Here is a 23,613-nt window from a genome sequence, read left to right on the forward strand (position 1 = left end):
CGCCGGAGGTGCCGCGATGACTGCCACGGGAAAGGCGCTGCCCACCGCGCCGAACCTGATCGAACTGGCGATCGGCGGGATGACCTGCGCGTCCTGCGCCGCCCGGATCGAGAAGAAGCTCAACCGGATGGACGGCGTCGAGGCGACAGTGAACTACGCCACCGAGAAGGCCACCGTCCGGTACGCCGACGACATCGCCCCGGCCGACCTGATCGCCACGGTCGAGAAGACCGGTTACACCGCCGTGGTGCCGCCACCGCCCGAGCAGGCGGAGGCGGCAGCGGCCGGGGAGCCGGTGGACGAGCTGCAAGCGGCGCGTACCCGGCTCCGGGTCTCCGCCGTGCTCACCCTGCCGGTGATCGTGCTCGCCATGGTGCCGGCCTGGCAGTTCGACTACTGGCAGTGGGCCTCGCTGACGCTCGCCGCCCCCGTGGTGGTCTGGGGCGGGCTGCCGTTCCACCGCGCCGCGCTGGTCAACCTGCGGCACGGCGCGGCGACCATGGACACGCTCGTCTCGCTCGGCACACTTGCCGCGTTCGGCTGGTCGCTCTGGGCCCTGTTCCTCGGCGACGCCGGCATGCCCGGGATGACGCACGCGTTCAGCTTCGACATCACCCGCGGCGACGGCGCCGGCAACATCTACCTGGAGGCCGCCGCCGGGGTGACCGTGTTCATCCTGGCCGGGCGGTACTTCGAGGCCCGCTCCAAGCGCACCGCCGGCTCGGCGCTGCGGGCCCTGCTCGAACTGGGCGCCAAGGACGTGGCGGTGCTGCGCGGCGGGCAGGAGACCCGGATTCCGGTCGGCCGGCTCGCGGTCGGGGACCGGTTCGTGGTCCGGCCCGGCGAGAAGGTCGCCACCGACGGCGTGGTCGAGGAGGGCACCTCGGCCGTCGACGCCGCCATGCTCACCGGCGAGTCGGTGCCGGTCGAGGTGGGGCCGGGCGACGCCGTGGTCGGCGCCACGGTGAACGCCGGCGGCCGGCTGGTGGTCCGCGCCACCCGGGTCGGCGGCGACACCCAGCTCGCCCAGATGGCGCGGCTGGTGGAGCAGGCGCAGACCGGCAAGGCGGCGGTGCAGCGGCTCGCCGACCGGGTCTCCGGCGTGTTCGTGCCGATCGTGATCGCGCTGGCCACCGGCACACTCGGCTGGTGGCTCGGCACCGGTTCCGGGCCGGCCGCCGCGTTCACCGCGGCGGTGGCCGTCCTGATCATCGCCTGCCCGTGCGCGCTCGGCCTGGCCACGCCGACCGCGCTGCTCGTCGGCACCGGGCGCGGCGCGCAGCTCGGAGTGCTCATCAAGGGGCCGGAGGTGCTGGAGTCCACCCGCCGGGTCGACACCGTGGTGCTCGACAAGACCGGCACCGTCACCACCGGCCGGATGGCGCTGGCCGAGGTGCTGCCCGCCGGGGGCGAGGACGCCGCCGAGCTGCTCCGGGTGGCCGGCGCGCTGGAGGCCGCCTCCGAGCACCCGATCGCGCGGGCCGTCGCCGAGGCCGCGGCCGAGGCCGGGGCGCTGCCGCCGGTCGGCGGGTTCGCCAACGCCGAAGGGCTGGGCGTGACCGGCACCGTCGACGGCCGGAGCGTGGTGGTCGGCCGGGCCCGGCTGCTGCGGGAGCGGGGTCTCGACGTACCCGAGGAGGTCGAGCGGGCCGCGTCCGGCGCGGAGGCCGCCGGGCGGACGGCGATCCTGGCCGGCTGGGACGGTCGGGCCCGGGGTGTGCTCGCGGTGGCCGACGGGGTGAAGCCGACCAGCCGGGCGGCGGTCGCCCGGCTGCGTGAGCTGGGCCTGCGGCCGGTGCTGCTCACCGGCGACAACACCACGGTGGCGAAGGCGGTGGCCGCCGAGGTCGGCATCGACGAGGTGATCGCGGAGGTGCTGCCCGCCGACAAGGTCGACGTGGTCGAGCGGCTCCAGCGCGAGGGCCGGGTGGTCGCCATGGTCGGCGACGGGGTGAACGACGCCGCCGCGCTGGCCCGGGCCGACCTCGGGCTGGCCATGGGCACCGGCACGGACGCGGCCATCGAGGCGGCCGACCTGACGCTGGTGCGGGGCGACCTGACGGCCGCCGCGGACGCCATCCGGCTCTCCCGCCGGACGCTGGCGATCATCAAGGGCAACCTGTTCTGGGCGTTCGCCTACAACGTCGCGGCGCTGCCGCTGGCGGCGGCCGGTCTGCTCAACCCGATGCTCGCCGGGGCGGCGATGGCGTTCTCGTCGGTGTTCGTGGTGGGCAACAGCCTTCGGCTGCGGCGCTTGCGCCCGATCGGGTGACGGGATTGAGCGGACGGCCGCCGGGGTAACCAGTTGTCGTCAGGCAATCGCACCAGTGGAGGTCATCATGGGTCTCGACGACAAGATCGACAACACGTCGCAGGACACCGCGGGCAAGGTCAAGGAGGGCATCGGCCGGGCGACCGACAACGAGCGCCTCGAGGCCGAGGGCCGCAACGACCAGGCCGGCGCCAAGCTCAAGCAGGCCGCCGAGAAGGTCAAGGACGCCTTCAAGAGCTGAGTACGGTACGCGACGCACACACACCACCGGGTCGGCCCACGGGCCGGCCCGGAGTGCTGTGTACGGGCGGTGACGATCCCGAGTGGCCCATCCCACCGCCCACATCGATGCGGCGGGACCGCCGGGATCGGCGCCGGTGCATAGGATGCGAGGCGACCTCGAATGCGGAGGAGCTCCTCGATGGCCGATCCTGCCGACCCGTCCGGCTTCGGCCGGGTGCTGTCCGAAACCATGGCCGCGCTCCAGCGGCAGACCGATGCGGGCGAGCAGGTGGCGCCGCCGGAAGGTGTCGGTGAGGCCGCCGACGGCCTGATCCGGGTCACCGCCGGTCCTCCCGGGCAGGTCACCGCGCTGACGCTCGACCCCCGCGTGATGCGGATGGCCAGCGAGACCCTCGCCGAGGAGATCGAAGCGGCGGTCAACGCCGCGCTCGCCGACCTGCGGGAGCAGTCCACCACCGCCCCCGGCGAGGTCGACCTGGGCTCGCTCGGTGAGCAACTGCGCCGCATCCAGGCGGACGCGGGGCGCCAGTTCAGCATGTTCACCGACGCCCTGATGCAGGCGCAGGACCGGCTCGCCCGCCAGGACGGGCGCTGATGCCGGTCGAGGTCGATCCGGAGCGGCTGGGTGCCTCCGGGTCAGCGCTGGACGGCGTCGCGACCCGGTTCGGTGCGGCGCTGACCGCCTTCCGGGCCGAGCTGGCCGGCTTCGGTCGGCCCTGGGGGTCCGACGACATCGGCTCGCTGATCGGCGCGGCCCACGACGAGGTCTCCGCGTTCGCGTTCGAGTGCTTCGACAGCGCGCTCGACGAGATCGCCGCTGCCGGTGCCGACCTCGGCGGGATGGCCGTCCGCTACGCCGAGACCGAGGCGGCCATCACCCGCAACCTCGACGGCCTGCGGCGGATGCTGGGAGGCTGAGCATGGGCATGGAGCTACCCGGGGAGCTGCGGTCGCTGCTCGGCGTCCTCGGCTACACCTGGCCCGAGGCTGACGAGACCAAGCTCTTCGAGATGGGCAACGCCTGGATCCGGTTCTCCGACACCCTCTCCGGCGTGGTGAGCGAGGCGAACACCGGCGCCGCGACGGTCTGGACCCAGCACACCGGCCAGGACATCACCGCGTTCCAGACCTGGTGGAACAAGGAGGACAGCCCGGCCGACAGCCTGCGCGACGGCGTCACCGCCGCCGTCCTGACCGGAACCGGCCTGATCATCTGCGGCGCGATCGTGCTCGCCCTCAAGGTCGCCGTCATCGTGCAACTGGTCGTCCTGGCCATCCAGATCGCCCAGGCGATCGCCACCGCGGCGGTCACCTTCGGTGCCTCGCTGCTGGAGATCCCGATCTTCCATGCGCTGGCCCGGACCATCGTCGGCAACCTCGTCCAGGAAGCCCTCTGGAAACTCGCCGACGGGTGAGGTGACATGGGCGGGGGTAGAGCGGGCGGCCGGTTGATGCGGGCCGCGCTGCGCTTTCTCAAGCGCACCAAGACGCGTAACCGGCCCGACCGGATGAAACCGCACTTCACCGAGCACGTCATGGGCGGCCACGTGAAGCCGGGCATGCCCAAGGGGTCGGGCTACCACTACCGGCCCGGCGGTGAGGACTTCCCCGGTCGCCGGCTCCAGCCCGGCAGCGTCGTCAAGGATCCCAAGACCGGGGCCTACACGGCCAAGCCGGAGTTCTTCGATCCGACGCTGAACCCTCCACACGGGGCCTGGAAGCCGAAGAAGGGCAACGGCGGGGAAAGCACGTTCTTCCCCGACGACTGGACGCCGGCCCAGGTCGACAACGCCATCACCGGCGCCTTCCAGAACGCGACGCCGGTACCCGGCACCAACATGTGGCGTGGCACTCACAAGGGCCTGGTGATCGAAGGTTTCTACAATGGCTCGGGCGGCTTCACCCACGGATGGCCGGTCGTCATCCCATGATCCGGAGGACTTCCGTTGGCGTTCATCAGTTTCTCCCTCGATGAGTTCCGGCTCCCGCTGTTCACCGTGACCGATCAGCGCTATCGGGCTCTCGGCGCGTGGCTGATCACCGACGTCTCCGTCTCCTACTCGGCATGCCTGGACGCCCTGCAGATGATCGAAGACGTGGCGAACGGCCGTCCGCTCGACGAGGGGTGGGACAGCGACAAGTACGAGGTCAGTTTCTCCCCCGACGGCGTCGAGTTCGTCAACGAGTGGGTCGCGGACGAGCGGGGCCGTTACTCGCTGGACGAGACCCGGGAGGCGGTCGAGTCCTACTGGGGGTTCCTGGTCGGCCGCCCGGAGAACCGCGAACTGATCCGCGAGTACCGGCCCGACCTGCCGCGCTGGCAGGCGGAACTGCTCCAGTGGGAGGAGCGGTGGGGCCGGCCGCATCCGTACCGGGGACGGTTGTTCTGACCCGGACCGGTCCGCGCGGAACTCACCGGCCGGCCAGGCGCGCGGCGCGTACCTCCAGATGACGCCGCTCCGGCAGGCTCGTGGTGGCCCGCGCGGCGGCCAGGTACGCGGCACGGGCCTCGGCGCGCTCACCGGCCAGGTCGAGCAGGTGCGCGCGGACGGCGGCGAGCCGGTGGTGGCCCGCCGTCCGGTCGTCGGCGTCGAGCGTGGCCAGCAGCGCCAGCCCGGCCCGCGGGCCGTCCACCATGGCCACCGCGACGGCCTGGTTGAGCGTGACCATCGGGTTCGGCGCGACCCGCGCCAGCACCCGGTAGAGCGCGACGATCTGCCGCCAGTCGGTGTCCTCGGCGGTGGGCGCCTCCGCGTGCACCGCGGCGATCGCCGCCTGCACCTGGTACGGCCCCGGCGCCGACCAGGTGAGCGCCTCGGTCACGAGCGCCACCCCCTCCGCGACGGCGTCGCGGTCCCATCGGCTGCGGTCCTGCTCGGCCAGCGGCACCAGCTCACCGGCCGGCCCGGTACGGGCCGCCCGATGCGCGTCGGTGAGCAGCATCAGCGCCAGCAGCCCGGCCACCTCGCCGTCGTCCGGAAGCACCCGGCGCAGCTCCCGGGCCAGCCGGATCGCGTCGGCGGTCAGGTCGGCCCGGTGCAGCGCCTCGCCGCTGGACGCGGTGTAGCCCTCGTTGAAGATCAGATAGAGCACCCGCAGCACGGAAGCGAGCCGTTCGTCCCGGTCGGCCGGCGACGGCAACGTGAAGCGCGCGCCCGCCGCCTCGATCCGCTGCTTCGCGCGGCGGATCCGCTGGCTCATCGTCGCCTCCGGCACCAGGTACGCGCGGGCGATCTCGGCCGTGCTCAACCCGCCCACGGCACGCAGCGTGAGCGCCACCTGCCCGCTCACCGGCAACGCCGGATGGCAGCAGAGGAACAGCAGCCGCAACGTGTCGTCCCCGCTGGGCGGCTCCTCGTCGGCGGGCGGGGCGACCGCCGCGTACGCGGGCTGCCGCACCGCCACCGCCACCTCGCGTTCCCGGCGGGCGTGCTCACTGCGCCACTCGTCGGTGAGCCGCCGGGTGGCGACGGTGACCAGCCAGGAGCGGGGACGGTCCGGCAGGCCCTGTTGGGGCCACTGCACGGCGGCGGCGAGCAGCGCCTCCTGCACGGCGTCCTCGCACGCGTAGAACTGGCCGTGGCGGCGGACCAGCACGCCGAGGACCTGCGGCGCGAGAGTACGCAGCAGGTCCTCGACCACCGGTGATGTCACATCTCCGTCCCGGCCTGCTCCATCACCGCGCGCACCTCCAGCACGCCGAAACCGTGGCGTACGTCCGGCCAGCGCGCGGCGATCTCGGCGGCCCGCTCCGGGGTCTCGCAGTCGACGGTCAGGTAGCCGGCGAACTGCTCCTTGCTCTCCATGAACGGCCCGTCGGTGACCTCGACGCCGCCACCGGCGGCCGGACGGGCCGTGCGGGCCTGCGAGGGGTGAGCCAGCGCCTCCCCGCCGACCAGCTCGCCGGACTCGGTCAGCTCCTTCATGATCTCGTCGACCTCACCGAAGATCGCGGTGCGTTCCGCCTCGGACAGCTCCTCCACGAAGCCGGGCCGGTTCCAGATCAGCAGCATGTACTTCACTGTGCACTCCTCGGATGCGGGCCACCGGCGGTGGCGCCTCGCAGACGGGTCGGAGCCGGTCCGCCCGATCCGACATCATCCCCGGGAGGGGTCAGCGGCCCCCGCGGAGCGGACGGCGTGCCGGGCGGTCCGGGTCGAGCGAGGCCCGGTCGGCCGCGCTGGTGCCGGAAACCCAGCCCTGCTCGTCGCGCACCTGCAGCCGGTGCCGGGTGGTGCCCGGAAAGAGCTGGTCGACGCGTTCCCGGACGGCGTCCGAGCGGGCCGCGAGCACCGGCAGCAGCCGGTCGTCAGCCAGTTCCTCGGCCGCCGCCGCACTCGCCGCCCGCAGCCGGTCGCCGATACGCAGCGCGAACGCGTTGAGGAACGACTCGTCGAAGCCCTTGGTGCGCCGCCCGCCGGCCCGGCCGCGCTCGCCCCGGCCGCGCAGCATCGCGGCGGTGGCCTGCACGAGCAGCGACGTGTGCAACAGCTCGACCGCCGCCAGGTCGGCCGGGAAACCGAGGACCGTGGCGAAGCCCAGGTCGTCGGACCAGACCGACTCGCACCGGTTCGCCGCCGCCACCTCCTGGATCAGCAGTGCCTTCGCGGCCGCGTACGGGGCGTCCACGCCGATCCGCACGCCGCCCGGGCCGCCGGACCGCTCGGCCCCGCCGTCGAGCAGCGCCGCGTCGATGCTGTGCCGGGCCATCAGCTCCTGCGCCTTCGCGGTGAACGCCTCCGCCTCGGCCGGGTAGCCGGTCGACTCGGCCTTGGCGAGCAGCGCGCGTACCCGGTCGAGCATCCGCGAGCCGCTCGGCAGGGCGGTGGCACGTGTGGTGCCCGCCGAGCCGGGTGGCGGCCGCAGCGCCGCGATCGGCGGCAGCCCCGCCACCAGGACGACCGCGTCCACGGCGTCCCGCAGCGCGGTGATCCGGTCGCCGTCGGCCCGCCGGTCCAGCCAGCCCGCGTCGTCGTCCCAGCGGGCGCCGGTCCCGGTGAGCTGGTCGTCGAACCAGGCCGGGACCGGCGCGGGCAGGGTGCGCCGCTGCGCGGCCATCGCGTCGCGCAGCAGCCGCGCGCCGCGCGAGGTCAGCCGCCGGGTGGCGAGCCGGTCCAGGTCGGCGGGCTGCCAGCCACGCGGCCAGAGCCGGCCCACGTCGCGGGTGAGCCGGGCGAGCAACGCCGCGTCCACCGCCGCGCCGTCGGCCACGACGAGCCCGTCGAGGGCTCGCTCGGCAGCGCGTACGTCGGTGCCGCGGGCGGTCGCCACGGCGGCGTCGAGCAGTCGCTCGGCTGGTGACACGGGTGGCTCTCCCTGAACTCCGACAGGCGGCAGGTCGTCCACCCCGGCACCGACGGTACCCGGCCCGCCCGGCCAGTACGACGACCCGATCCCGGCCGGGGACCGGTGAGCCCTTCGGCGGGCGGCCGGGCAGTCAGCGGGAGAACGACGCCCAGATGTTCTTGGTCTTCTCGGTGGCGTACCAGCCCACGTCGAGCGAGACCGACTGGGCCAGGAACAGACCTCGCCCGCCCGAGTCCGTCGGGCGGATGTCGCTCAGCTCCGGCACGGATCGCACGTCGTGGTCGGCCACGTCGAGCAGGAACCGGTCGTCTGTGGCGAGCAGCGTGATGATCGTGGGCGGCCGGCCGTGCCGCAGCGCGTTGCTGGCCAGTTCGGTGGCCACCAGCACGACCAGGTGCGGCACCTCGTCCAGATGCTCGCCCTGCACCAGCCCGTGCCGGTTCAGCGCCTCACGGAGCGAGGCGCGCAGCCCGCGCAGATCCTCGGGACTGTCCAGCACCCACTGCTCCAGCTCGGTGGCCTGTGGCGGCGGCGGCGAGGTACGCAACTGTCCCATGATCTGCCTTTACCCTGCGTAGCCGGTCGTTAAGCAGATCAGCGGCGCAGCAGCGCGAACACGCCCCACCCCAGGTACTCGCGCTGGAACCGGACGTACCGCAGCGGATCCTCGGCCAGCTCCCGCCGCAGCTCCGGGGCCAGCAGGTTCAGCCAGTGCGCGGCGGCGTACCGGTCCCAGCTGTCCTGGTCGGCGAGGACCATCTCGACCAGGTCCCAACCGCACCCGCCGAACGACTCGACCAGGCCGGGCAGGTCCGTGAACTCGTCCCGGGACCGGGCGTGCGAGCCGGTGACGGCCTCCTCGTCCGGCGGGTCACGCCGCCAGTAAGGCTCGCCGACGAGCGCCATGCCGCCCGGCCGTAACGCCCGGTCGAGCAGTTCCAGCGTCCCGGGCACCCCGCCGCCGATCCAGGTCGCGCCGACGCAGGCGGCCACGTCGACCGGCCGTTCCGGGGTGTACGCCGCGGCGTCGCCATGCACGAAACGTACCCGGTCGGCCACGCCGAGTGCGGTCGCGCGCTCGCGGGCCGCGGCGATGAAGGCGGTGCCGATGTCGATCCCGGTGCCGGTGATCCCGTGATCGCGGGCCCAGGTGCAGAGCAGTTCGCCCTTGCCGCTGCACAGATCGAGCAGTTCGTCGCCGGGGCGCAACCGGATCGCCCGGCCCAGCGTGGCCAGCTTGACGTCGTCGAACGGGTTGAGGATGCGCAGCTCGCCCTCGCGGATGGTGAACTGGCGCGGCAGGTCCGGTGGGGTCATCCGTGGAGGGTGCGGCCGCCCGGTGACGCGGAGCAACGGAATTCCGGTCTGGGCCGGTCCGGGTCTCCTGGGGTACGGTCACCGCATGGTGGTCGAGGAACACTGGTGGAACGGCGTCAGCAACCCTCGTGGACGGCGTGACGTCTACATCCGCACCGACGGAAGCCAGTGGCAGGTCCAGGCGCAGATCGGCGGGGCGTCCGGCCGGTCCAAGATCCAGCAGTGCCCGAGTCGTGGCTCGGCGAGCATCCTCGCCGGGGCGTGGCGTGCGAGCGGCTCCGGCTGGCGAGCGATGCCGCGCTGATCTCACGCTCAGCGCGCTGGCCTCACGCTCAGTAGCGAGGTCCGTGCGGCGCGCGATCGGCGAGTGACTCGGCGACCTCCCGCAGTTCGCGCTTGGAGCCCTGAGCACCGCGACGCTGCTGGCCAAGCTATTCCAGGACGCGAACCGCAAACTGCGCGAGGTGGCCGAGCGCTCATCCCCCGGGCCGCCACCCGCTGAGTCAGACGCCCCGCCGCTCGTACCGATGCCGGAGCCGGAAGTGGGACGAGAACGGGCGGACGGGTGCACCGGATTCCGGGTGGCAGCCGTCGCTTCCTGGTGAACCGCGCGGGTTCTGATGACGGCGGGCGTCGTCGGGGCGTACGCCGCTGTGGCGGCCGACCTGCGCGCGGTCGCGGCGGTGACCGCGCTGGGTGCGGCGGTCTTCGCCGGGTTCCTCGCGCACCGCTACAACCGGCTGACCGGCCCGGGCGACGCCCGGTCCCAGGCCGTGCCGATCGGCTTCGCCGCGATGCCCGGCGCGGGTAGCGCCACCGCCGGTCGATCGGCGGCGCGGCCGGTCCGGTGACCCGGATCACCGCCCACGGCGACGGCGTGAAAAGCGCGTCAAGAAACCGCGGCCCCGCGTGATGGTCGCGTCAAAGCCCCTGTCCGCCGGGCTGACACGGCGTTGTGATTGCTCGGCGCGGCCGGGAAGCGGTCGCGACGACATCTTCCGCTAGGAGAGATCAGCCGTGTCTGACGTGCTGTTCGTGTTGCTGACGGTGGGGCTGTTCGCGGCTCTCGCCCTCGTGGTGAGGGGCGTGGAGAAGCTGTGAGCGCCGTCAACGCCGTCGGCCTGGTGCTGGCGATCGGCCTGGGCGTGTTCCTGGTCGCCGCCCTGCTGTTCCCGGAGCGCTTCTGATGAGCATGACGACAGCCGGCGTGCTCTTCGTCCTGTCGCTGGTGGTGGCGCTCGTCGCCGTGCACCGGCCGTTCGGCGACCACATGCACCGCGTGGTCGCCGGAACCCGGTCGTCCCGGATCGAGCGGGGGATCTACCGCCTGGTCGGGGTCAACCCGGCCGCCGAGCAGACCTGGGGCGTGTACGCCCGCTCGGTGCTGGCCTTCTCGGCCGTCTCCCTGCTGTTCCTGTACGCGTTCCAGCGCCTGCAGAACCACCTGTGGCTCTCGCTGGGATTCGACCCGGTGGTGCCGCACGGCGCCTGGAACACCGCTGTGTCGTTCGTGACCAACACGAACTGGCAGTGGTACTCGGGTGAGTCGACGATGGGTCACCTGGTGCAGATGGCCGGCCTGGCGGTGCAGAACTTCGTCTCGGCCGCGGTCGGCATCGCCGTGGCGGTGGCGCTGGTCCGGGGATTCGCCCGCAGCCGCACCGGCGAGCTGGGCAACTTCTGGGTCGACCTGACCCGGGTCACGCTGCGAATCCTGCTGCCGATCGCGGTGCTCGGCGCGCTCGCGCTGATGCTCGGCGGGGTGGTGCAGAACCTGTCCGGCGGGACCGACGTGACCACGCTTACCGGAGGCACCCAGACCGTCACCGGCGGGCCGGTGGCGAGCCAGGAGGTCATCAAGGAGCTGGGCACCAACGGCGGCGGCCTCTACAACGTCAACAGCGCCCACCCGTTCGAGAACCCGACCACGTGGACGAACTGGCTGGAGATCTTCCTGATCCTGCTGATCCCGTTCAGCCTGCCCCGGGTCTTCGGCCGGATGGTCGGGCAGAAGCGGCAGGGCTACGCGATCGTCGCCGTGATGGCGATCCTGGCGCTCGCCGGCATCACCCTCACCAACGTCTTCGAACTGACCGGCGACGGCACGGTGCCGCAGGCGGTCGGCGCGGCGCTGGAGGGCAAGGAGGTGCGCTTCGACGTGTCGAACTCGGCCACGTTCGCGGCGGCCACCACGCTCACCTCGACCGGCGCCGTCAACTCGTTCCACGACTCGTACACCGCGCTGGGCGGCATGACGGTGCTCGGCAACATGATGCTCGGCGAGGTCGCCCCGGGTGGGGTCGGCGCCGGCCTGTACGGGCTGCTGATCCTCGCGGTGATCACGGTGTTCGTGGCCGGTCTGATGGTCGGGCGCACCCCGGAGTACCTGGGCAAGAAGATCGGCTCACGCGAGATCAAGTTCGCCTCGATGTACTTCCTGATCACCCCGGCGCTGGTGCTCACCGGCACCGCCGCCGCGTTCGCCACCGGCAACGACTCGACAGCGCTCAACGTCGGGCCGCACGCACTGTCCGAAGTGCTCTACGCGTTCACCTCGGCGAGCAACAACAACGGTTCCGCGTTCGCCGGCATCACGGTGAGCACGCCGTGGTGGAACACCGTGCTCGGGCTCTGCATGCTGCTCGGCCGGTTCCTGCCGATCATTTTCGTGCTCGCGCTGGCCGGCTCGCTGGCCCGCCAGCAACCCACACCCGCCTCCGAGGGCACCCTGCCGACCCACCGGCCGCTGTTCGTCGGCATGGTCGTCGGCGTCACGGTGGTCCTCGTCGCGCTCACCTTCCTCCCCGCACTCGCGCTCGGCCCGCTGGCCGAAGGGCTGTGACCACCATGAGAGACACGGACATGACCGCACCTGTGCAGACCGCCGACGCGCCGGTGCCCGGCACACCGGACCGCCGGGACGACCGGGTCGGTGGCGGGCTGCTCGACCCCCGCCAGTTGCTCCGGTCGCTGCCGGACGCGCTGCGCAAGCTCGACCCGCGCACGCTGTGGCGCAACCCGGTGATGCTGATCGTGGAGATCGGCGCGCTGTTCACCACAGTGCTCGCGGTGGCCGACCCGTCGGTCTTCGCGATCGCGATCACCGTCTGGCTCTGGCTCACCGTGATCTTCGCGAACCTGGCCGAGGCGGTCGCCGAGGGGCGCGGCAAGGCGCAGGCGGACACGCTCCGCCGGGCCAAGCAGGACACCATCGCCACCCGCCTGGTCGGCTGGACGCCTGGTGCCGCCGCCAACGCGTACCGGGACGAGGCGGTGCCCGCGCCGCAACTGCGGCAGGGTGACGTCGTCCTGGTCGAGGCGGGGCAGGTCATCCCCGGCGACGGCGACGTGGTGGAGGGCATCGCCAGCGTCGACGAGTCGGCGATCACCGGCGAGTCCGCCCCGGTGATCCGGGAGTCCGGCGGCGACCGCAGCGCGGTCACCGGCGGCACGAGGGTGCTCTCCGACCGGATCGTCGTCCGGATCACGCAGAAGCCCGGCGAGAGCTTCATCGACCGGATGATCGCGCTGGTCGAGGGCGCCAACCGGCAGAAGACGCCGAACGAGATCGCGCTCAACATCCTGCTGGCCGCGCTGACGGTCATCTTCCTGCTCGCCGTCGTCACGCTCCAGCCCATGGCGATCTTCGCCAAGGGCTACCAGGCCGCCGCGCCGGACACCGCGGCCATCACCGACTCCGGCGTCACCGGCGTCGTCCTGGTCTCGCTGCTGGTCTGCCTCATCCCGACCACCATCGGCGCGCTGCTGTCCGCGATCGGCATCGCCGGCATGGACCGGCTCGTGCAGCGCAACGTCCTCGCCATGAGCGGCCGGGCGGTCGAGGCGGCGGGCGACGTCAACACGCTGCTGCTGGACAAGACCGGCACGATCACGCTCGGCAACCGGCAGGCCGCCGAGTTCCTGCCGGTCACCGGCGTGGACGCGGCCACGCTCGCCGACGCGGCGCAACTGTCCAGCCTGGCCGACGAGACCCCCGAGGGCCGCTCGGTGGTGGTGCTCGCCAAGAACGAGTTCGGGCTGCGCGAGCGCGAGCCCGGCCTCATCCCGCACGCCACGTTCGTGCCGTTCACCGCGCAGACCCGGATGAGCGGCGTCGACCTCGACACCGACGGCGACGTCCGGCACATCCGCAAGGGCGCCGCCGCCGCGGTGATGAAGTGGGTACGCGAGAACGGCGGCCACCCGACCGCGCAGGTCGGTGAACTGGTCGACGCGATCAGCGGCACCGGCGGCACGCCGCTCGTGGTGGCCGAGCACGTGGCCGGGGAACCGGCCCGGGCGCTCGGCGTCATCCACCTCAAGGACGTGGTCAAGGCCGGAATGCGGGAGCGCTTCGACGAGATGCGCCGGATGGGCATCCGGACCGTGATGATCACCGGCGACAACCCGCGTACCGCGAAGGCGATCGCCGACGAGGCGGGCGTGGACGACTTCCTCGCCGAGGCCACGCCGGAGGACAAGCTCGCGCTGATCAAGAAGGAGCAGGAGGGCGGCCGGCTCGTCGCCATGACCGGCGACGGCACCAACGACGCACCAGCGCTGGCCCAGGCGGACGTCGGCGTCGCCATGAACACCGGCACGTCGGCCGCGAAGGAGGCCGGCAACATGGTCGACCTCGACTCCGACCCGACCAAGCTGATCGAGATCGTGGAGATCGGCAAGCAGTTGCTGATCACCCGGGGTGCGCTGACGACGTTCAGCATCGCCAACGACATCGCGAAGTACTTCGCGATCATCCCGGCCATGTTCGCCGGCATCTATCCCTCGCTGGACCGGCTCAACATCATGCGCCTGGCCGGCCCCGAGTCGGCGATCCTGTCCGCCGTCGTCTTCAACGCGATAGTCATCGTGGCGTTGATCCCGCTGGCCCTGCGCGGCGTGCGCTACCGCCCGGCCAGCGCCTCGACGCTGCTGCGCCGCAACCTGTGGCTCTACGGCCTCGGCGGCATCGTGGTGCCGTTCGTCGGCATCAAGCTCATCGACCTGCTCGTCCAGTTCGTCCCGGGGATCTCGTGATGCGCCTTCCCAGTTGGCTCTCCCAGCACCTGGCCGCCCTGCGCGCGGTGCTCGTCTTCACCGTGCTGCTCGGCCTGGTCTACCCGCTCGCCCTGGCCGCCGTGGGTCGGCTCCCCGGCCTCGACGGCAAGGCGGACGGCTCACTCGTCACCGCCGGCGGGAAGACCGTCGGCAGCTCGCTGATCGGCCAGTCCTTCACCGACGCGGACGGCAACCCCGTCCCGCGCTACTTCCAGTCCCGCCCGTCGGCCGCCGGGGACGGCTACGACCCGACCTCCACCGCGGCGAGCAACCTCGGCCCGGAGAGCGTGGTGGACACGCTCACCGGCGACGAGGAGACCTCGGCGCAGAGCCTGCTCACCCAGGTCTGCGCGCGCAGCAAGGCGGTCGGCGAGCTGGACGGCGTGGACGGGCGGCGCCCGTACTGCACCCCGGACGGGGTGGGCGCGGTGCTCGCCGTGTTTCGCGCCGACGGTCTCACCGGCCGGACCACCCGCGTGGTGAGCGTCAACCAGGTGGCTCCCGCGACGCCGTTCGTCGCCAGCTACCAGGGCGTGCCGGTGGAACTGGCGGAGCCGGGTGAGGACTACGTCGCCGCCGGGGGACTGGTCACTCCGATCCGTGGCGACGCCCCCGCCGATCCGGCGGTGCCGGCCGACGCGGTCACCGCGAGCGGCAGCGGCCTCGACCCGCACATCTCCCCGGCGTACGCCCGGATCCAGGTGGCCCGGGTGGCGCGGGAGCGTGGCGCGGACCCGGCGGCGGTGCGGCGGCTGGTCGCGGAGCACACCACTGGCCGGGCGCTCGGTTTCATGGGCGCGCCCGGCGTGAACGTGCTGGAACTCAACCTCGCGCTGGACGAGGCGTTCCCGGCGCGCTGACGGAGGCGTTAAGAAGGGCCCCCTGCACCTCACGAGGCGTTAACAGGGGGCCCTTCCTTGCACTGGGGGGAGGATGGGGGCCGTGGGCAGGGGTGAACTGCGGATCTATCTCGGAGCCGCTCCGGGCGTCGGCAAGACGTACGCCATGCTCGAGGAGGCCCAGCGCCGGGCCGAGCGCGGCACCGACGTGGTGATCGGCCTGGTCGAGACGCACGGGCGCCGGCACACCGCCGGGATGATCGGCGACCTGGAGGTGGTGCCGCGCCGGTCGATGACTTACCGGGGCGTCGAGTTCACCGAGATGGACCTGGACGCGGTGCTGGCCCGGCGGCCCGAGGTGGTCGTGGTGGACGAGCTGGCCCACACCAACGTGCCCGGCTCCCGCCACGACAGGCGCTGGCGGGACGTGCAGGAGCTGCTCGACGCCGGGATCAGCGTGCTCTCCACGGTCAACGTGCAGCACCTGGAGTCGCTCAACGACGTGGTCGCGCAGATCACCGGCACCACCCAGCGGGAGACCGTGCCGGACCAGGTGGTCCGGGCCGCCGAGCAGGTCGAGTTGGTGGACATGACGCCGGAGGCGCTGCGCCGCCGGATGGCGCACGGCAACATCTACCGGCCCGACAAGATCGACGCCGCGCTCGGCAACTACTTCCGGGTCGGCAACCTCACCGCGCTGCGCGAGCTGGCGCTGCTCTGGCTGGCCGACAAGGTCGACGAGCAGCTCGACGCGTACCGGGCCCAGCAGGGCATCTCCGACACCTGGGAGGCGCGGGAACGGGTCGTCGTCGCCCTGACCGGCGGCCCCGAGGGCGAGACGCTGATCCGCCGCGCCGCCCGGATCGCCGCCCGCAGCAAGGGCGCCCACCTGCTCGCCGTGCACGTGGCCCGCAGCGACGGGCTCGCCGGTGCCGACCCGGCCCAGCTCGCCCGGCAGCGGGTGCTGGTGGAGAGCCTCGGCGGCACTTACCACCAGGTGCTCGGCACCGACATCCCGGCGGCGCTGCTCGACTTCGCCCGGGGCGTCAACGCCACCCAGCTCGTGCTCGGCGCGAGCCGCCGGGGCCGGTTCGCGCAGGTGTTCGCCCGGGGCGTCGGGGTGACCACCACCGCGCTGTCCGGCCCGATCGACGTGCACCTGGTCACCCACCCCGAGGCGGGGCGCGGACGCCGGGGCACGTCGGTGCCCGCCGCCCTGTCGCGGCGCCGGCGGCTGATCGGGTACGCGCTCGCGGCGCTCGGCATGCCCCTGCTCACGCTCGTGCTGCGGACGCTGCCCGACCTCACCCTCACCAACGACATCCTGCTGTTCCTCGCCGGTGTGGTGGGCGTGGCGCTGGTCGGTGGGCTGTGGCCCGCGCTGGTCGCCGCGCTCGGCGGTTCGCTGCTGCTCAACTGGTTCTTCACCCCGCCGTACCGGACGCTGACCATCGCCGAGGCGGACAACCTGCTCGCCCTGGGCGTGTTCGTGGGCGTCGCCATCGCGGTGAGCTGGGTGGTCGACGTGGCGGCCCGGCGTACCCGGGAGGCGGCCCGGGCCTCCGCCGACGCGCAGACCCTCGCCACCGTCGCGGGCAGCGTGCTGCGTGGCGAGCGGCCGTTGCCGGCGCTGCTGGACCGGCTGCGGGAGACGTTCGGGCTGCGCGCGGTCAGCGTGCTGGAACTGACCGACGAGGCCGGGGGACGGCCGGCGCGCGCCCGGCAGGCGGACGCGTGGCGGGTGGCGGCGAGCGTCGGCGAGCGGCCGCCGGGCAGCCCGAGCGCGGGCGAGACAGTGGTGCCGGTGGACGACCGGCTCAGCGTGGTGCTCGCCGGCCGGCGGCTGGAGGCGGCCGACCGGCGGGTGGTCGAGGCGTTCGCCGCGCAGGCCGCCGTCGCGCTGCGCCAGGAGCGGCTGGCCGAGGAGGCGGCCACCGCCCGCCCGCTCGCAGCCGCCGACCGGATGCGGACCGCGCTGCTCGCGGCCGTCAGCCACGACCTGCGTACGCCGCTGGCGTCGGCCAAGGCCGCGGTGAGCAGCCTGCGCAGCCACGACGTGGAGTTCGACGCGGACGACCGGGAGGAGCTGCTCGCCACCGCCGACGAGTCGCTGGACCGGCTGGGCCGGCTGGTGGCGAACCTGCTCGACATGAGCCGGTTGCAGGCCGGCGCGCTGGGCGTGAGCGCCACCGCGATCGGGCTGGAGGACGCCGTACCCCGGGCCCTCGACGAACTGGGCGCGGCGGCGGCCGAGGTGATGACCGACATCCCGGCCGACCTGCCGGCGGCGCTGGCCGACCCGGGCCTGCTGGAACGGGTGCTGGTCAACATCGTGGCGAACGCGTTGCGGCACAGCCCGCCCGGCCGGCCGCCGGCGATCACCGGCAGTGCGCACGCCGGGCAGGTCGAGCTGCGGGTGATCGACACCGGTCCGGGCATCCCGGAGGACCAGTGGGAGCATGTCTTCCTGCCGTTCCAGCGCCTCGGCGACCGGGACAACCAGACCGGGGTGGGCCTGGGGCTGGCGCTGTCCCGGGGACTGGCCGAGGCGATGGGTGGCAGCATCACCCCCGAGACCACACCCGGCGGCGGGCTCACCATGGTGCTGCGGCTGCCGGCCGCCACCCAGCCGGAGGGGCCGCAGGAATGACCCGGATCCTGGTCGTCGACGACGAGCCGCAGATCCTCCGCGCGCTGCGGATCAACCTGCGCGCCCGGGGCTACGACGTCGAGGTGGCCGACAGCGGCGCCGCGGCGCTCAAGGCCGCCGCCGGGCACCCGCCGGACCTGGTGGTGCTCGACCTCGGCCTGCCCGACCTGGACGGCACCGAGGTCATCCGGGGCCTGCGCGGCTGGACCGCCGTGCCGATCATCGTGCTCTCCGGGCGGGCCGGCAGCGAGGACAAGGTGGCCGCGCTCGACGCCGGCGCGGACGACTACGTGACCAAGCCGTTCGGGGTGGACGAGCTGCTGGCCCGCATCCGGGCGGTGACCCGGCGGCTCGCCCCGGCCACGCCCGCCGTACCCGCGCTGCGGATCGGCCGCAACACCGTCGACCTGGCCGACCGGACCGTCGTCCGGGACGACGGTGTCGAGGTCAAGCTGACCCCCACCCAGTGGGCCATGCTGGAGAAGCTGCTGCGCAACCCGGGCAAGCTGGTCAGCCAGCGCCAGTTGCTGCACGACGTGTGGGGACCGGAATACCACCACGAGACGAACTACCTGCGGCAGTACATGGCCCAGTTGCGGCGCAAGCTGGAGGACGACCCGGCCCGTCCCCGGCATCTGATCACCGAACCCGGCATGGGCTACCGCTACCGCCCCTGACGTTTGCGCGTGCGCCGGAGGGGGACTCGGCGACCCGGCCGAGCAGCGGGGGAGGGGCATGGCGGACAACCGGTCCTCGGAGGGGTTCGGCCGGCGCCTGGACGAGCACGCCATCGACGCCGGTACGGCCGAACCCGAGCGACCCGACGGGCTGGTCGACAGCGGCGTCTACGTCGACGGCGTACGCCGGGCGTCGCCGGCCGGCCTCGCCGACACGTTCCGCTGTCTGCAACAGCTCGACGAGGCGATGGCCTGGATCGGGCTGCGCCGGCCGGGCCGCGAGCAGCTCGCCTCGCTGGCCGCCGAGTTCCAGCTCCCCGACCTGGCCGTCGAGGACGCGATCAACGCCCATCAGCGCCCCAAGCTGGAACGCTACGGCGACACGCTGTTCGTGGTGCTGCGCGCCGCCCGCTACCTGGACGCGCGGGACACGGTCGAGTTCGCCGAGCTGCACCTGTTCCTCGGCCCCGGATTCGTCATCACCGTGCGGCACGGCGGCACCCCCGACCTGGCCGGGGTACGGCGGCGGCTGGAGGCCGAACCCGAGGTGCTCGCGCTCGGCCCGGAAGCCGTGCTCTACGCCGTGCTCGACCGGGTGGTGGACGGGTACGCGCCGGTGGTCGCCGGGCTGGAGAACGACATCGACGAGATCGAGACCGAGGTGTTCGGGGGCGACCCGAACGCCAGCCGCCGCATCTACGAGCTGAGCCGGGAGGTGATCCAGTTCCAGCGGGCCGCCCGGCCGCTGCTGAAGGTGGTCGACGCGCTCACCGACGGCTTCGACAGGTACGGCACGGACGAGGAACTGCGCCGCCGGCTGCGCGACGTGGCCGACCACCTGACCCAGGTGGTGGAGCGGGTGGACGGGTTCCGGCACCTGCTCCAGAACATCCTCACCGTCAACGCCACCCTGGTCTCGCAGGCGCAGAACGAGGAGATGCGCAGTCTGACCGCGGCGAGCTTCGAGCAGAACGAGGAGATCAAACGGGTCTCCGCGTGGGCGGCGATCCTGTTCGCGCCCACCCTGATCGGCACCGTCTACGGGATGAACTTCACTTACATGCCGGAGCTGGACTGGCAGTTCGGCTACCTGTTCGCGGTCGTCCTGATGCTGGCCGTCTGCGGCGCGCTCTACCTGCTGTTCAAGCGTCGTGGCTGGCTGTGAGTCTCCGGGGCTCCGGGGGAGAGCGCTGAGCTGACTGATCTACCACGTCAGCTTCGTGATGATCGCCGAGTCGGAGCGTGAACCCTCGGACCACTGATCAGGGTCGGTCATGACAGTTGTGTGACGAAAGCGGCTCCCGGGTTTGGCCGAGTGATCGATCCGGGCAACCAGCGAGGCGTCAACACATCTGAGGGAAGGGACGCCTCTCGTGGAGATCACGGGCTTCTTCACCGCGCTCATCATCGGTCTCGTCATCGGTGCGCTCGGGCGCCTGGTGGTGCCGGGCAAGCAGAACATCCCGATCTGGCTGACCCTGCTCATCGGTGTGGTCGCCGCGTTCGTCGGCACGCTCGTGGCCGGTGCGTTCGGCGTCGACGACACCCCCGGCATCGACTGGATCGAGCTGCTGCTCCAGGTCGGCTTCGCCGCGATCGGTGTCGCCGTCTTCGCCGGCCTCTACGGCCGCCGTCGCGTCTGAGACCGAAGGAAGGGTCCCTTCTTAACGCATTCTGCATAGGAAGGGGCCCTTCTTAACGCGTGCGGCTACTCCCGCCAGCCGGTCAGCTCGACGCCCTTGGCCAGCTCGACCCGGAAGCCGAGGGCGATCTCGCCGGTCTCGCCCGGGGCCAGCGACAGCCGCCAGGTCAGCTCGCCCAGCTCCGTACGCTCGGCCGGCGGCGGCGCCAGCGCGGTCTCGCGTACCGCCACCGCCTCGTCCCGGGACACCGGCAGCTGGTCCCGCACCTCGACAGTGGCCGGACGGGGCGTGTGGTTCGCCACCGTGATCCGGTACTCCACCTCCCGCCGCCGCGTCGACCCGAGCGCGGCCCTGCTCTCGGTGCGCCGGGACAGCTTCCGCTCCACCCGCAGCCGGTCGTCCACCCCGAGCGCCAGCTCCGTCTCCTCGCCCGGCGCCCACGTCGTCAGCGGCGTCGCCGCCACGAAGTCCGCGCCGTGGAAGACCGACGCCGGGCCGGGCAGCAGCGTGTGGTCCGACGTGTTGCGTACCGTGGCGCGCAGGTGCGCCTCGGCGGCGCGCACCGGCACCGTGACGTGGTCCAGCCGGGCCGGCAGCTCCAGCACCGCGATCGTCACCCGGTGCGCGCTGCCGTCGGCCGGCACCGCCACCGGCCGGGCGGGCCGGTAGGTGGCCGCCGTCACGCCCTGCTCGACCTCGGCGACGCTCTCCCGGACCACCGGCGCCGCGGACCGGGCCGTGTGGGGACGCCCCGCCGGCGTCGCGCCGGGCGCCGGGGGCGGCACCATGCCGCCGAACGACGCGGCCGACGCGGCCACCGGCGGCCGCGGGCGGAACCGGTCGAGATACCAGGGCGACAATTCGGGTACGAGGCTCGCCGCCGCCGGGCGGGCCGTGGAGAGCTGGAGGTCGCACTCCGGCCAGTCCTCCCCGGTGCCCTGGCTGACCAGGCCGTACCAGGTGACCGTCATGGTGTCCTCGACCAGCCGCAGGTCGTAGGAGGGCGTCCAGCGGGCACCGTCCACCAGGTACGTCAGCTCCAGCTCCACCTCGGCCCCGTCGGCGTCCACCGAGACGGACACCTCGGCGGCCAGCCGGTCCGGCTCACGCTTGCCGCGCGCCGCGTCCAGGTCCCGGTCGACGGCGGCCAGTTCCTCGGCCAGCTCGGTGCGCCGCCGGGCCAGCCCGCGCCGCCGGGCCCGGGACTCGGCGAGCTGACCGGACACCGAGTCGGTGAAGGCCGCGACGTCGGCCGGGGCCGCGTCGCCCGCCGCCAGCGCGCGGGCGTACGTGCCACCGGCACGCTCGGCCAGCCGGGCGAGGAAGTCGCCGCGCTGCTCCTCGATCCCGTCGGTGTCGCCGATCTCGGCCAGCTCGTCCGCCAGGCCCCGGCGCCGCCGTTCCAGCTCGACGACCCGGGTGTCGGTGCTGCGGGGCTGCCGCCACGCGGTCACGTCCACCCCGAGCACCGTCACCGCACCCCGGCCGGCCACCCGGATCGAGTCCCGGTGCAGGCCCAGCGGGAGCGGGGCGACCCGTACCCGGTGGTCGCCGGCAGCCAGCCGGACGCCACCGCGGCGGGTGACCCGGGCGCGGTCCGGGTAGACGGCCACGCCGACGACAGGCGCATCGATCTCCACAGTGTCCACGGCGGCGAGGGTAGTTCAGCCCCGCCCGCGACGTGGCCGCCGCCGGCGGCGACCTTCCCCGCGCTCAGGAGCCCCAAGGTGTCGTGCACCACTCCGGGGGTGGACGGCTGGGCCGGGTGAGCGCCTGCGGGAGGCGATCGGGGCGGATTTCTGGCACGGTGGACAGGAGTGAGATGCCGTCTCGGCGCGTGGTTGAGGGGGAGTGGTGGAGTTCTCGGTGACGACCAGGCAGGGGCGCGTCGGCCCCGTGATCGAGGTCGCCGGTGATCTGGACATGGCCACCGCGCCGCGGCTGCGTGACCGGCTGCTTGACGTGGTGGAGACCGGCGCGCGGACGGTGGTCGTCGACCTGACCCAGGTCGGGTTCGTGGACTCCAGCGGCCTGGGCGCGCTGGTGCTCGTCTACAAGAACCTGCGGGAGCGCGACGGCTGGCTCGGTCTGGCCGTCGTCCGCCAGTCGATCCGCAACGTCTTCTCGATCACCTCGGTGGACCGCGTCATCCCGCTCTTCGGCACCGTGCGGGACGCCGAGGAGGGCTCACCGGCGGACGTTCGCTGAGCGCTCCTCGTCCGGACTGACGCGGGCGGTGTCGGCGCCGGCGGTGCTGCGCCGCGGCCCGTGGTCGCCGTACCAGTCGACGACGAGCAGCGTGGCGTCGTCGGTCAGCGCCGGCCCGGCGATCTCCAGCACCGCGTCGGACAGCGCCCGGACCGCCTCGCGGGGATGCAGGTGCGCCAGGCGGAGCAGCGCGGCGGGCAGGTCGAGGTCGGCGGCGTTGCGCTCGCGCATGCCGTCGGTGACCACCACCAGCCGGTCGCCGGGCAGCAGTGGCACCTCCCCGCTGCGGTAGCTCTCCTCGGGGAACATCCCGAACGGGAAGTTGCCCGGCAGCGCCACCGGTACGACGCGGCCGTCCCGGACCAGTATCGGCGGGACGTGCCCGGCGTTCAGCAGTTCGCAGCGGCCCGTGGTGAGGTCGATCCGGCCCAGCACGGCGGTGACGTACGCGCCGCGTACGTTGGCGTGTTCCGCGACGGCCCGGTTGGCCTCCTCGGCCTGGGCGACCAGGCCGGCGCCACGCCGACGGGTGTTGCGCAGGCTGCCCACGCCGAGGGTGGCGGTGAGCGCGCTCGCCACGCCGTGGCCCATCGCGTCGGTGACGCTGAGGTGCAGCAGGTCCCGGGCCAGGCTGTAGTCGAACGTGTCACCGCCGACGCTCGCGGCGGGTTCCAGCCAGCCGGAGAGGGCGAAGGCGCCGGCCTCGCAGGTGAACGAGGCGGGCAGCAGGCGGCGCTGGATCTCGGCGGAGAGGGTGAACGGGGTGGTGCGCTGTCCCCACTCGAACAGGTCGGTGTGCCGGCGGTTGGCGATGACCACGAACGCCAGCGCGTGGGCGGTGCGGGCGACCCAGTTCACGACGTCGCCGTCCGGCTCGTCGGGCAGGTCGACCTCCAGCAGGCCGATCGCCTCGCCGCGGTCGGTGACCGGCGCGAGCACGGTCCACGTGCCGTCGCCGGGGACGACCTCGGGGGCCTGCTGCCGGAGGGCGCGTTCGTGGGGACCGCCGTCGAACGGGAGAACCTCGGCTTCCTCCTCGTCGTGGCGCCGGCCGGGACCGCCGCCGGCCGGCCGGTGGGTCAGCCGGACCAGCGCACGGCCGCTGAGGTCGGCGATCAGCAGCGAGATGCCGAGCGCGTTCAGCGCTGTGGCGATGACGCCGGTGACGGCCTCGACCGCCTCCACGGGTGCGGCGTTCTCGGCCGACTGCAGGATCCCGGCCAGCACCGCCTGCTCGCTGTCCTCCACCTCGTGAGCATATTCAGGTCGCGGCGCGGCCGCCTTGCGAGCGACGCCGGGGCCGGCGGGCCATCGGTCCGCCCTTATTGCATATAGTTGGCAACTGCAGAATAGTGGTGGTAGTGGGCGCTCGGGCACGCGATGATCGATCCTCGCCGGA

25 protein-coding genes are annotated in these 23,613 nt (G+C 73.1%); 18 read left to right on the forward strand and 7 right to left on the reverse strand.

From position 1 onward, the window contains the following. Nucleotides 1-16: 16 nt before the first annotated feature. The 7 genes from C569_RS0110620 to C569_RS0110650 all read left to right on the forward strand — a co-directional run bounded on the left by C569_RS0110620 (nucleotide 17) and on the right by C569_RS0110650 (nucleotide 4,905). Nucleotides 17-2,272, forward strand: coding sequence for a cation-translocating P-type ATPase (locus C569_RS0110620; RefSeq protein ID WP_018785761.1), 2,256 nt, complete (start codon nucleotides 17-19; stop codon nucleotides 2,270-2,272). A gap of 67 nt (nucleotides 2,273-2,339) precedes the next feature. Next, a complete protein-coding gene (locus C569_RS30065; RefSeq protein WP_036345575.1) occupies nucleotides 2,340-2,513 on the forward strand; it encodes a CsbD family protein in 174 nt (57 codons plus the stop codon). A gap of 180 nt (nucleotides 2,514-2,693) precedes the next feature. Continuing rightward, nucleotides 2,694-3,110, forward strand: a complete 417-nt coding sequence (locus C569_RS0110630; RefSeq protein WP_018785763.1) for a YbaB/EbfC family nucleoid-associated protein — start codon at nucleotides 2,694-2,696, stop codon at nucleotides 3,108-3,110. Next, on the forward strand, nucleotides 3,110-3,433 hold the full coding sequence (locus C569_RS0110635; RefSeq protein ID WP_018785764.1) for a hypothetical protein: 324 nt from the start codon (nucleotides 3,110-3,112) through the stop codon (nucleotides 3,431-3,433). The genes C569_RS0110630 and C569_RS0110635 overlap by 1 nt, the downstream gene beginning before the upstream one ends. Before the next feature lie 2 nt (nucleotides 3,434-3,435). Next, nucleotides 3,436-3,930, forward strand: a complete 495-nt coding sequence (locus C569_RS0110640) for a hypothetical protein (protein ID WP_026267973.1) — start codon at nucleotides 3,436-3,438, stop codon at nucleotides 3,928-3,930. Nucleotides 3,931-3,966: 36 nt separating this feature from the next. Then, entirely contained in the window at nucleotides 3,967-4,446 is a 480-nt protein-coding gene (locus C569_RS0110645) for an EndoU domain-containing protein (protein WP_018785766.1), read from the forward strand. Nucleotides 4,447-4,461: 15 nt separating this feature from the next. Beyond that, complete coding sequence (locus C569_RS0110650) at nucleotides 4,462-4,905, forward strand: hypothetical protein (RefSeq protein ID WP_018785767.1); 444 nt, start codon at nucleotides 4,462-4,464, stop codon at nucleotides 4,903-4,905. Nucleotides 4,906-4,927: 22 nt separating this feature from the next. On the opposite strand, the gene C569_RS0110655 is transcribed toward C569_RS0110650, so the two are convergent. The 5 genes from C569_RS0110655 to C569_RS0110675 form a co-directional block, all read right to left on the reverse strand. Then, on the reverse strand, nucleotides 4,928-6,169 hold the full coding sequence (locus tag C569_RS0110655) for an RNA polymerase sigma factor (protein ID WP_026267974.1): 1,242 nt from the start codon (nucleotides 6,167-6,169) through the stop codon (nucleotides 4,928-4,930). Further along, the gene (locus C569_RS0110660; RefSeq protein ID WP_231394758.1) at nucleotides 6,166-6,528 is read right to left on the reverse strand and encodes a YciI family protein; all 363 of its coding nucleotides are present in this window, start codon (nucleotides 6,526-6,528) and stop codon (nucleotides 6,166-6,168) included. The genes C569_RS0110655 and C569_RS0110660 overlap by 4 nt, the downstream gene beginning before the upstream one ends. 100 nt (nucleotides 6,529-6,628) lie before the next feature. After that, complete coding sequence (locus C569_RS0110665; RefSeq protein ID WP_018785770.1) at nucleotides 6,629-7,819, reverse strand: DUF2786 domain-containing protein; 1,191 nt, start codon at nucleotides 7,817-7,819, stop codon at nucleotides 6,629-6,631. A gap of 133 nt (nucleotides 7,820-7,952) precedes the next feature. Next, entirely contained in the window at nucleotides 7,953-8,378 is a 426-nt protein-coding gene (locus C569_RS0110670; protein ID WP_018785771.1) for an ATP-binding protein, read from the reverse strand. 38 nt (nucleotides 8,379-8,416) lie between these two features. Next, nucleotides 8,417-9,139, reverse strand: coding sequence for a cyclopropane-fatty-acyl-phospholipid synthase family protein (locus tag C569_RS0110675; protein WP_018785772.1), 723 nt, complete (start codon nucleotides 9,137-9,139; stop codon nucleotides 8,417-8,419). An 85-nt stretch (nucleotides 9,140-9,224) separates the two neighbouring features. Here C569_RS0110675 and C569_RS0110680 point away from each other — a divergent pair, with 85 nt between their 5' ends. The 10 genes from C569_RS0110680 (at nucleotide 9,225) to C569_RS0110730 (ending at nucleotide 20,006) form a co-directional block, all read left to right on the forward strand. Then, nucleotides 9,225-9,443: a hypothetical protein gene (locus C569_RS0110680; protein ID WP_026267975.1), complete on the forward strand. Its 219-nt coding sequence runs from the start codon at nucleotides 9,225-9,227 to the stop codon at nucleotides 9,441-9,443. 316 nt (nucleotides 9,444-9,759) lie between these two features. Beyond that, nucleotides 9,760-9,990 (forward strand): hypothetical protein, encoded by a 231-nt coding sequence (locus C569_RS30070; RefSeq protein ID WP_018785774.1) that lies wholly within the window; start codon nucleotides 9,760-9,762, stop codon nucleotides 9,988-9,990. 246 nt (nucleotides 9,991-10,236) lie between these two features. Then, entirely contained in the window at nucleotides 10,237-10,326 is a 90-nt protein-coding gene (gene kdpF, locus C569_RS30075) for a K(+)-transporting ATPase subunit F (protein ID WP_018785775.1), read from the forward strand. Beyond that, nucleotides 10,326-11,981 carry a potassium-transporting ATPase subunit KdpA gene (kdpA, locus tag C569_RS0110700; RefSeq protein ID WP_026267976.1) on the forward strand — a complete coding sequence of 552 codons (1,656 nt, stop codon included), beginning with the start codon at nucleotides 10,326-10,328 and terminating at the stop codon, nucleotides 11,979-11,981. The genes kdpF and kdpA overlap by 1 nt, the downstream gene beginning before the upstream one ends. Before the next feature lie 20 nt (nucleotides 11,982-12,001). Next, nucleotides 12,002-14,176, forward strand: coding sequence for a potassium-transporting ATPase subunit KdpB (gene kdpB / locus C569_RS0110705; RefSeq protein WP_026267977.1), 2,175 nt, complete (start codon nucleotides 12,002-12,004; stop codon nucleotides 14,174-14,176). Then, nucleotides 14,176-15,057 carry a potassium-transporting ATPase subunit C gene (locus tag C569_RS0110710; protein WP_018785778.1) on the forward strand — a complete coding sequence of 294 codons (882 nt, stop codon included), beginning with the start codon at nucleotides 14,176-14,178 and terminating at the stop codon, nucleotides 15,055-15,057. The genes kdpB and C569_RS0110710 overlap by 1 nt, the downstream gene beginning before the upstream one ends. Before the next feature lie 82 nt (nucleotides 15,058-15,139). Beyond that, the gene (locus tag C569_RS0110715; protein WP_018785779.1) at nucleotides 15,140-17,686 is read left to right on the forward strand and encodes a DUF4118 domain-containing protein; all 2,547 of its coding nucleotides are present in this window, start codon (nucleotides 15,140-15,142) and stop codon (nucleotides 17,684-17,686) included. Continuing rightward, nucleotides 17,683-18,363, forward strand: a complete 681-nt coding sequence (locus tag C569_RS0110720) for a response regulator (RefSeq protein WP_018785780.1) — start codon at nucleotides 17,683-17,685, stop codon at nucleotides 18,361-18,363. Before C569_RS0110715 ends, C569_RS0110720 begins: the two co-directional genes overlap by 4 nt. Nucleotides 18,364-18,421: 58 nt before the next feature. Beyond that, nucleotides 18,422-19,528, forward strand: a complete 1,107-nt coding sequence (locus tag C569_RS0110725) for a magnesium and cobalt transport protein CorA (protein WP_018785781.1) — start codon at nucleotides 18,422-18,424, stop codon at nucleotides 19,526-19,528. Between the two features lie 208 nt (nucleotides 19,529-19,736). Beyond that, the gene (locus tag C569_RS0110730) at nucleotides 19,737-20,006 is read left to right on the forward strand and encodes a GlsB/YeaQ/YmgE family stress response membrane protein (RefSeq protein ID WP_018785782.1); all 270 of its coding nucleotides are present in this window, start codon (nucleotides 19,737-19,739) and stop codon (nucleotides 20,004-20,006) included. Nucleotides 20,007-20,071: 65 nt separating this feature from the next. Here C569_RS0110730 and C569_RS0110735 read toward each other — a convergent pair whose 3' ends face one another. Next, nucleotides 20,072-21,655, reverse strand: a complete 1,584-nt coding sequence (locus tag C569_RS0110735) for a DUF4139 domain-containing protein (RefSeq protein ID WP_026267978.1) — start codon at nucleotides 21,653-21,655, stop codon at nucleotides 20,072-20,074. A 217-nt stretch (nucleotides 21,656-21,872) separates the two neighbouring features. Between C569_RS0110735 and C569_RS0110740 the strand changes: the two genes are divergently transcribed. Further along, entirely contained in the window at nucleotides 21,873-22,214 is a 342-nt protein-coding gene (locus tag C569_RS0110740; protein WP_231394755.1) for an STAS domain-containing protein, read from the forward strand. Here C569_RS0110740 and C569_RS0110745 read toward each other — a convergent pair. Then, on the reverse strand, nucleotides 22,194-23,462 hold the full coding sequence (locus C569_RS0110745) for a PP2C family protein-serine/threonine phosphatase (RefSeq protein WP_018785785.1): 1,269 nt from the start codon (nucleotides 23,460-23,462) through the stop codon (nucleotides 22,194-22,196). The genes C569_RS0110740 and C569_RS0110745 overlap by 21 nt on opposite strands. Between the last annotated feature and the right edge of the window lie 151 nt (nucleotides 23,463-23,613).

This window comes from Micromonospora sp. CNB394 (assembly GCF_000374985.1).
Lineage (GTDB): Bacteria > Actinomycetota > Actinomycetes > Mycobacteriales > Micromonosporaceae > Micromonospora > Micromonospora marina.

Coding starts and splice junctions, on each gene's coding strand:
- kdpB (WP_026267977.1), top strand. CDS start 12,002: ATGACCGCACCTGTGCAGACCGCCGACGCGCCGGTGCCCGGCACACCG.
- C569_RS0110670 (WP_018785771.1), bottom strand. CDS start 8,378: ATGGGACAGTTGCGTACCTCGCCGCCGCCGCCACAGGCCACCGAGCTG.
- C569_RS0110645 (WP_018785766.1), top strand. CDS start 3,967: ATGCGGGCCGCGCTGCGCTTTCTCAAGCGCACCAAGACGCGTAACCGG.
- C569_RS0110635 (WP_018785764.1), top strand. CDS start 3,110: ATGCCGGTCGAGGTCGATCCGGAGCGGCTGGGTGCCTCCGGGTCAGCG.
- C569_RS0110640 (WP_026267973.1), top strand. CDS start 3,436: ATGGGCATGGAGCTACCCGGGGAGCTGCGGTCGCTGCTCGGCGTCCTC.
- C569_RS0110710 (WP_018785778.1), top strand. CDS start 14,176: ATGCGCCTTCCCAGTTGGCTCTCCCAGCACCTGGCCGCCCTGCGCGCG.
- C569_RS0110680 (WP_026267975.1), top strand. CDS start 9,225: ATGGTGGTCGAGGAACACTGGTGGAACGGCGTCAGCAACCCTCGTGGA.
- C569_RS30065 (WP_036345575.1), top strand. CDS start 2,340: ATGGGTCTCGACGACAAGATCGACAACACGTCGCAGGACACCGCGGGC.
- C569_RS30070 (WP_018785774.1), top strand. CDS start 9,760: ATGACGGCGGGCGTCGTCGGGGCGTACGCCGCTGTGGCGGCCGACCTG.
- C569_RS0110725 (WP_018785781.1), top strand. CDS start 18,422: ATGGCGGACAACCGGTCCTCGGAGGGGTTCGGCCGGCGCCTGGACGAG.
- kdpA (WP_026267976.1), top strand. CDS start 10,326: ATGAGCATGACGACAGCCGGCGTGCTCTTCGTCCTGTCGCTGGTGGTG.
- C569_RS0110630 (WP_018785763.1), top strand. CDS start 2,694: ATGGCCGATCCTGCCGACCCGTCCGGCTTCGGCCGGGTGCTGTCCGAA.
- C569_RS0110620 (WP_018785761.1), top strand. CDS start 17: ATGACTGCCACGGGAAAGGCGCTGCCCACCGCGCCGAACCTGATCGAA.
- C569_RS0110660 (WP_231394758.1), bottom strand. CDS start 6,528: ATGCTGCTGATCTGGAACCGGCCCGGCTTCGTGGAGGAGCTGTCCGAG.
- C569_RS0110720 (WP_018785780.1), top strand. CDS start 17,683: ATGACCCGGATCCTGGTCGTCGACGACGAGCCGCAGATCCTCCGCGCG.
- C569_RS0110675 (WP_018785772.1), bottom strand. CDS start 9,139: ATGACCCCACCGGACCTGCCGCGCCAGTTCACCATCCGCGAGGGCGAG.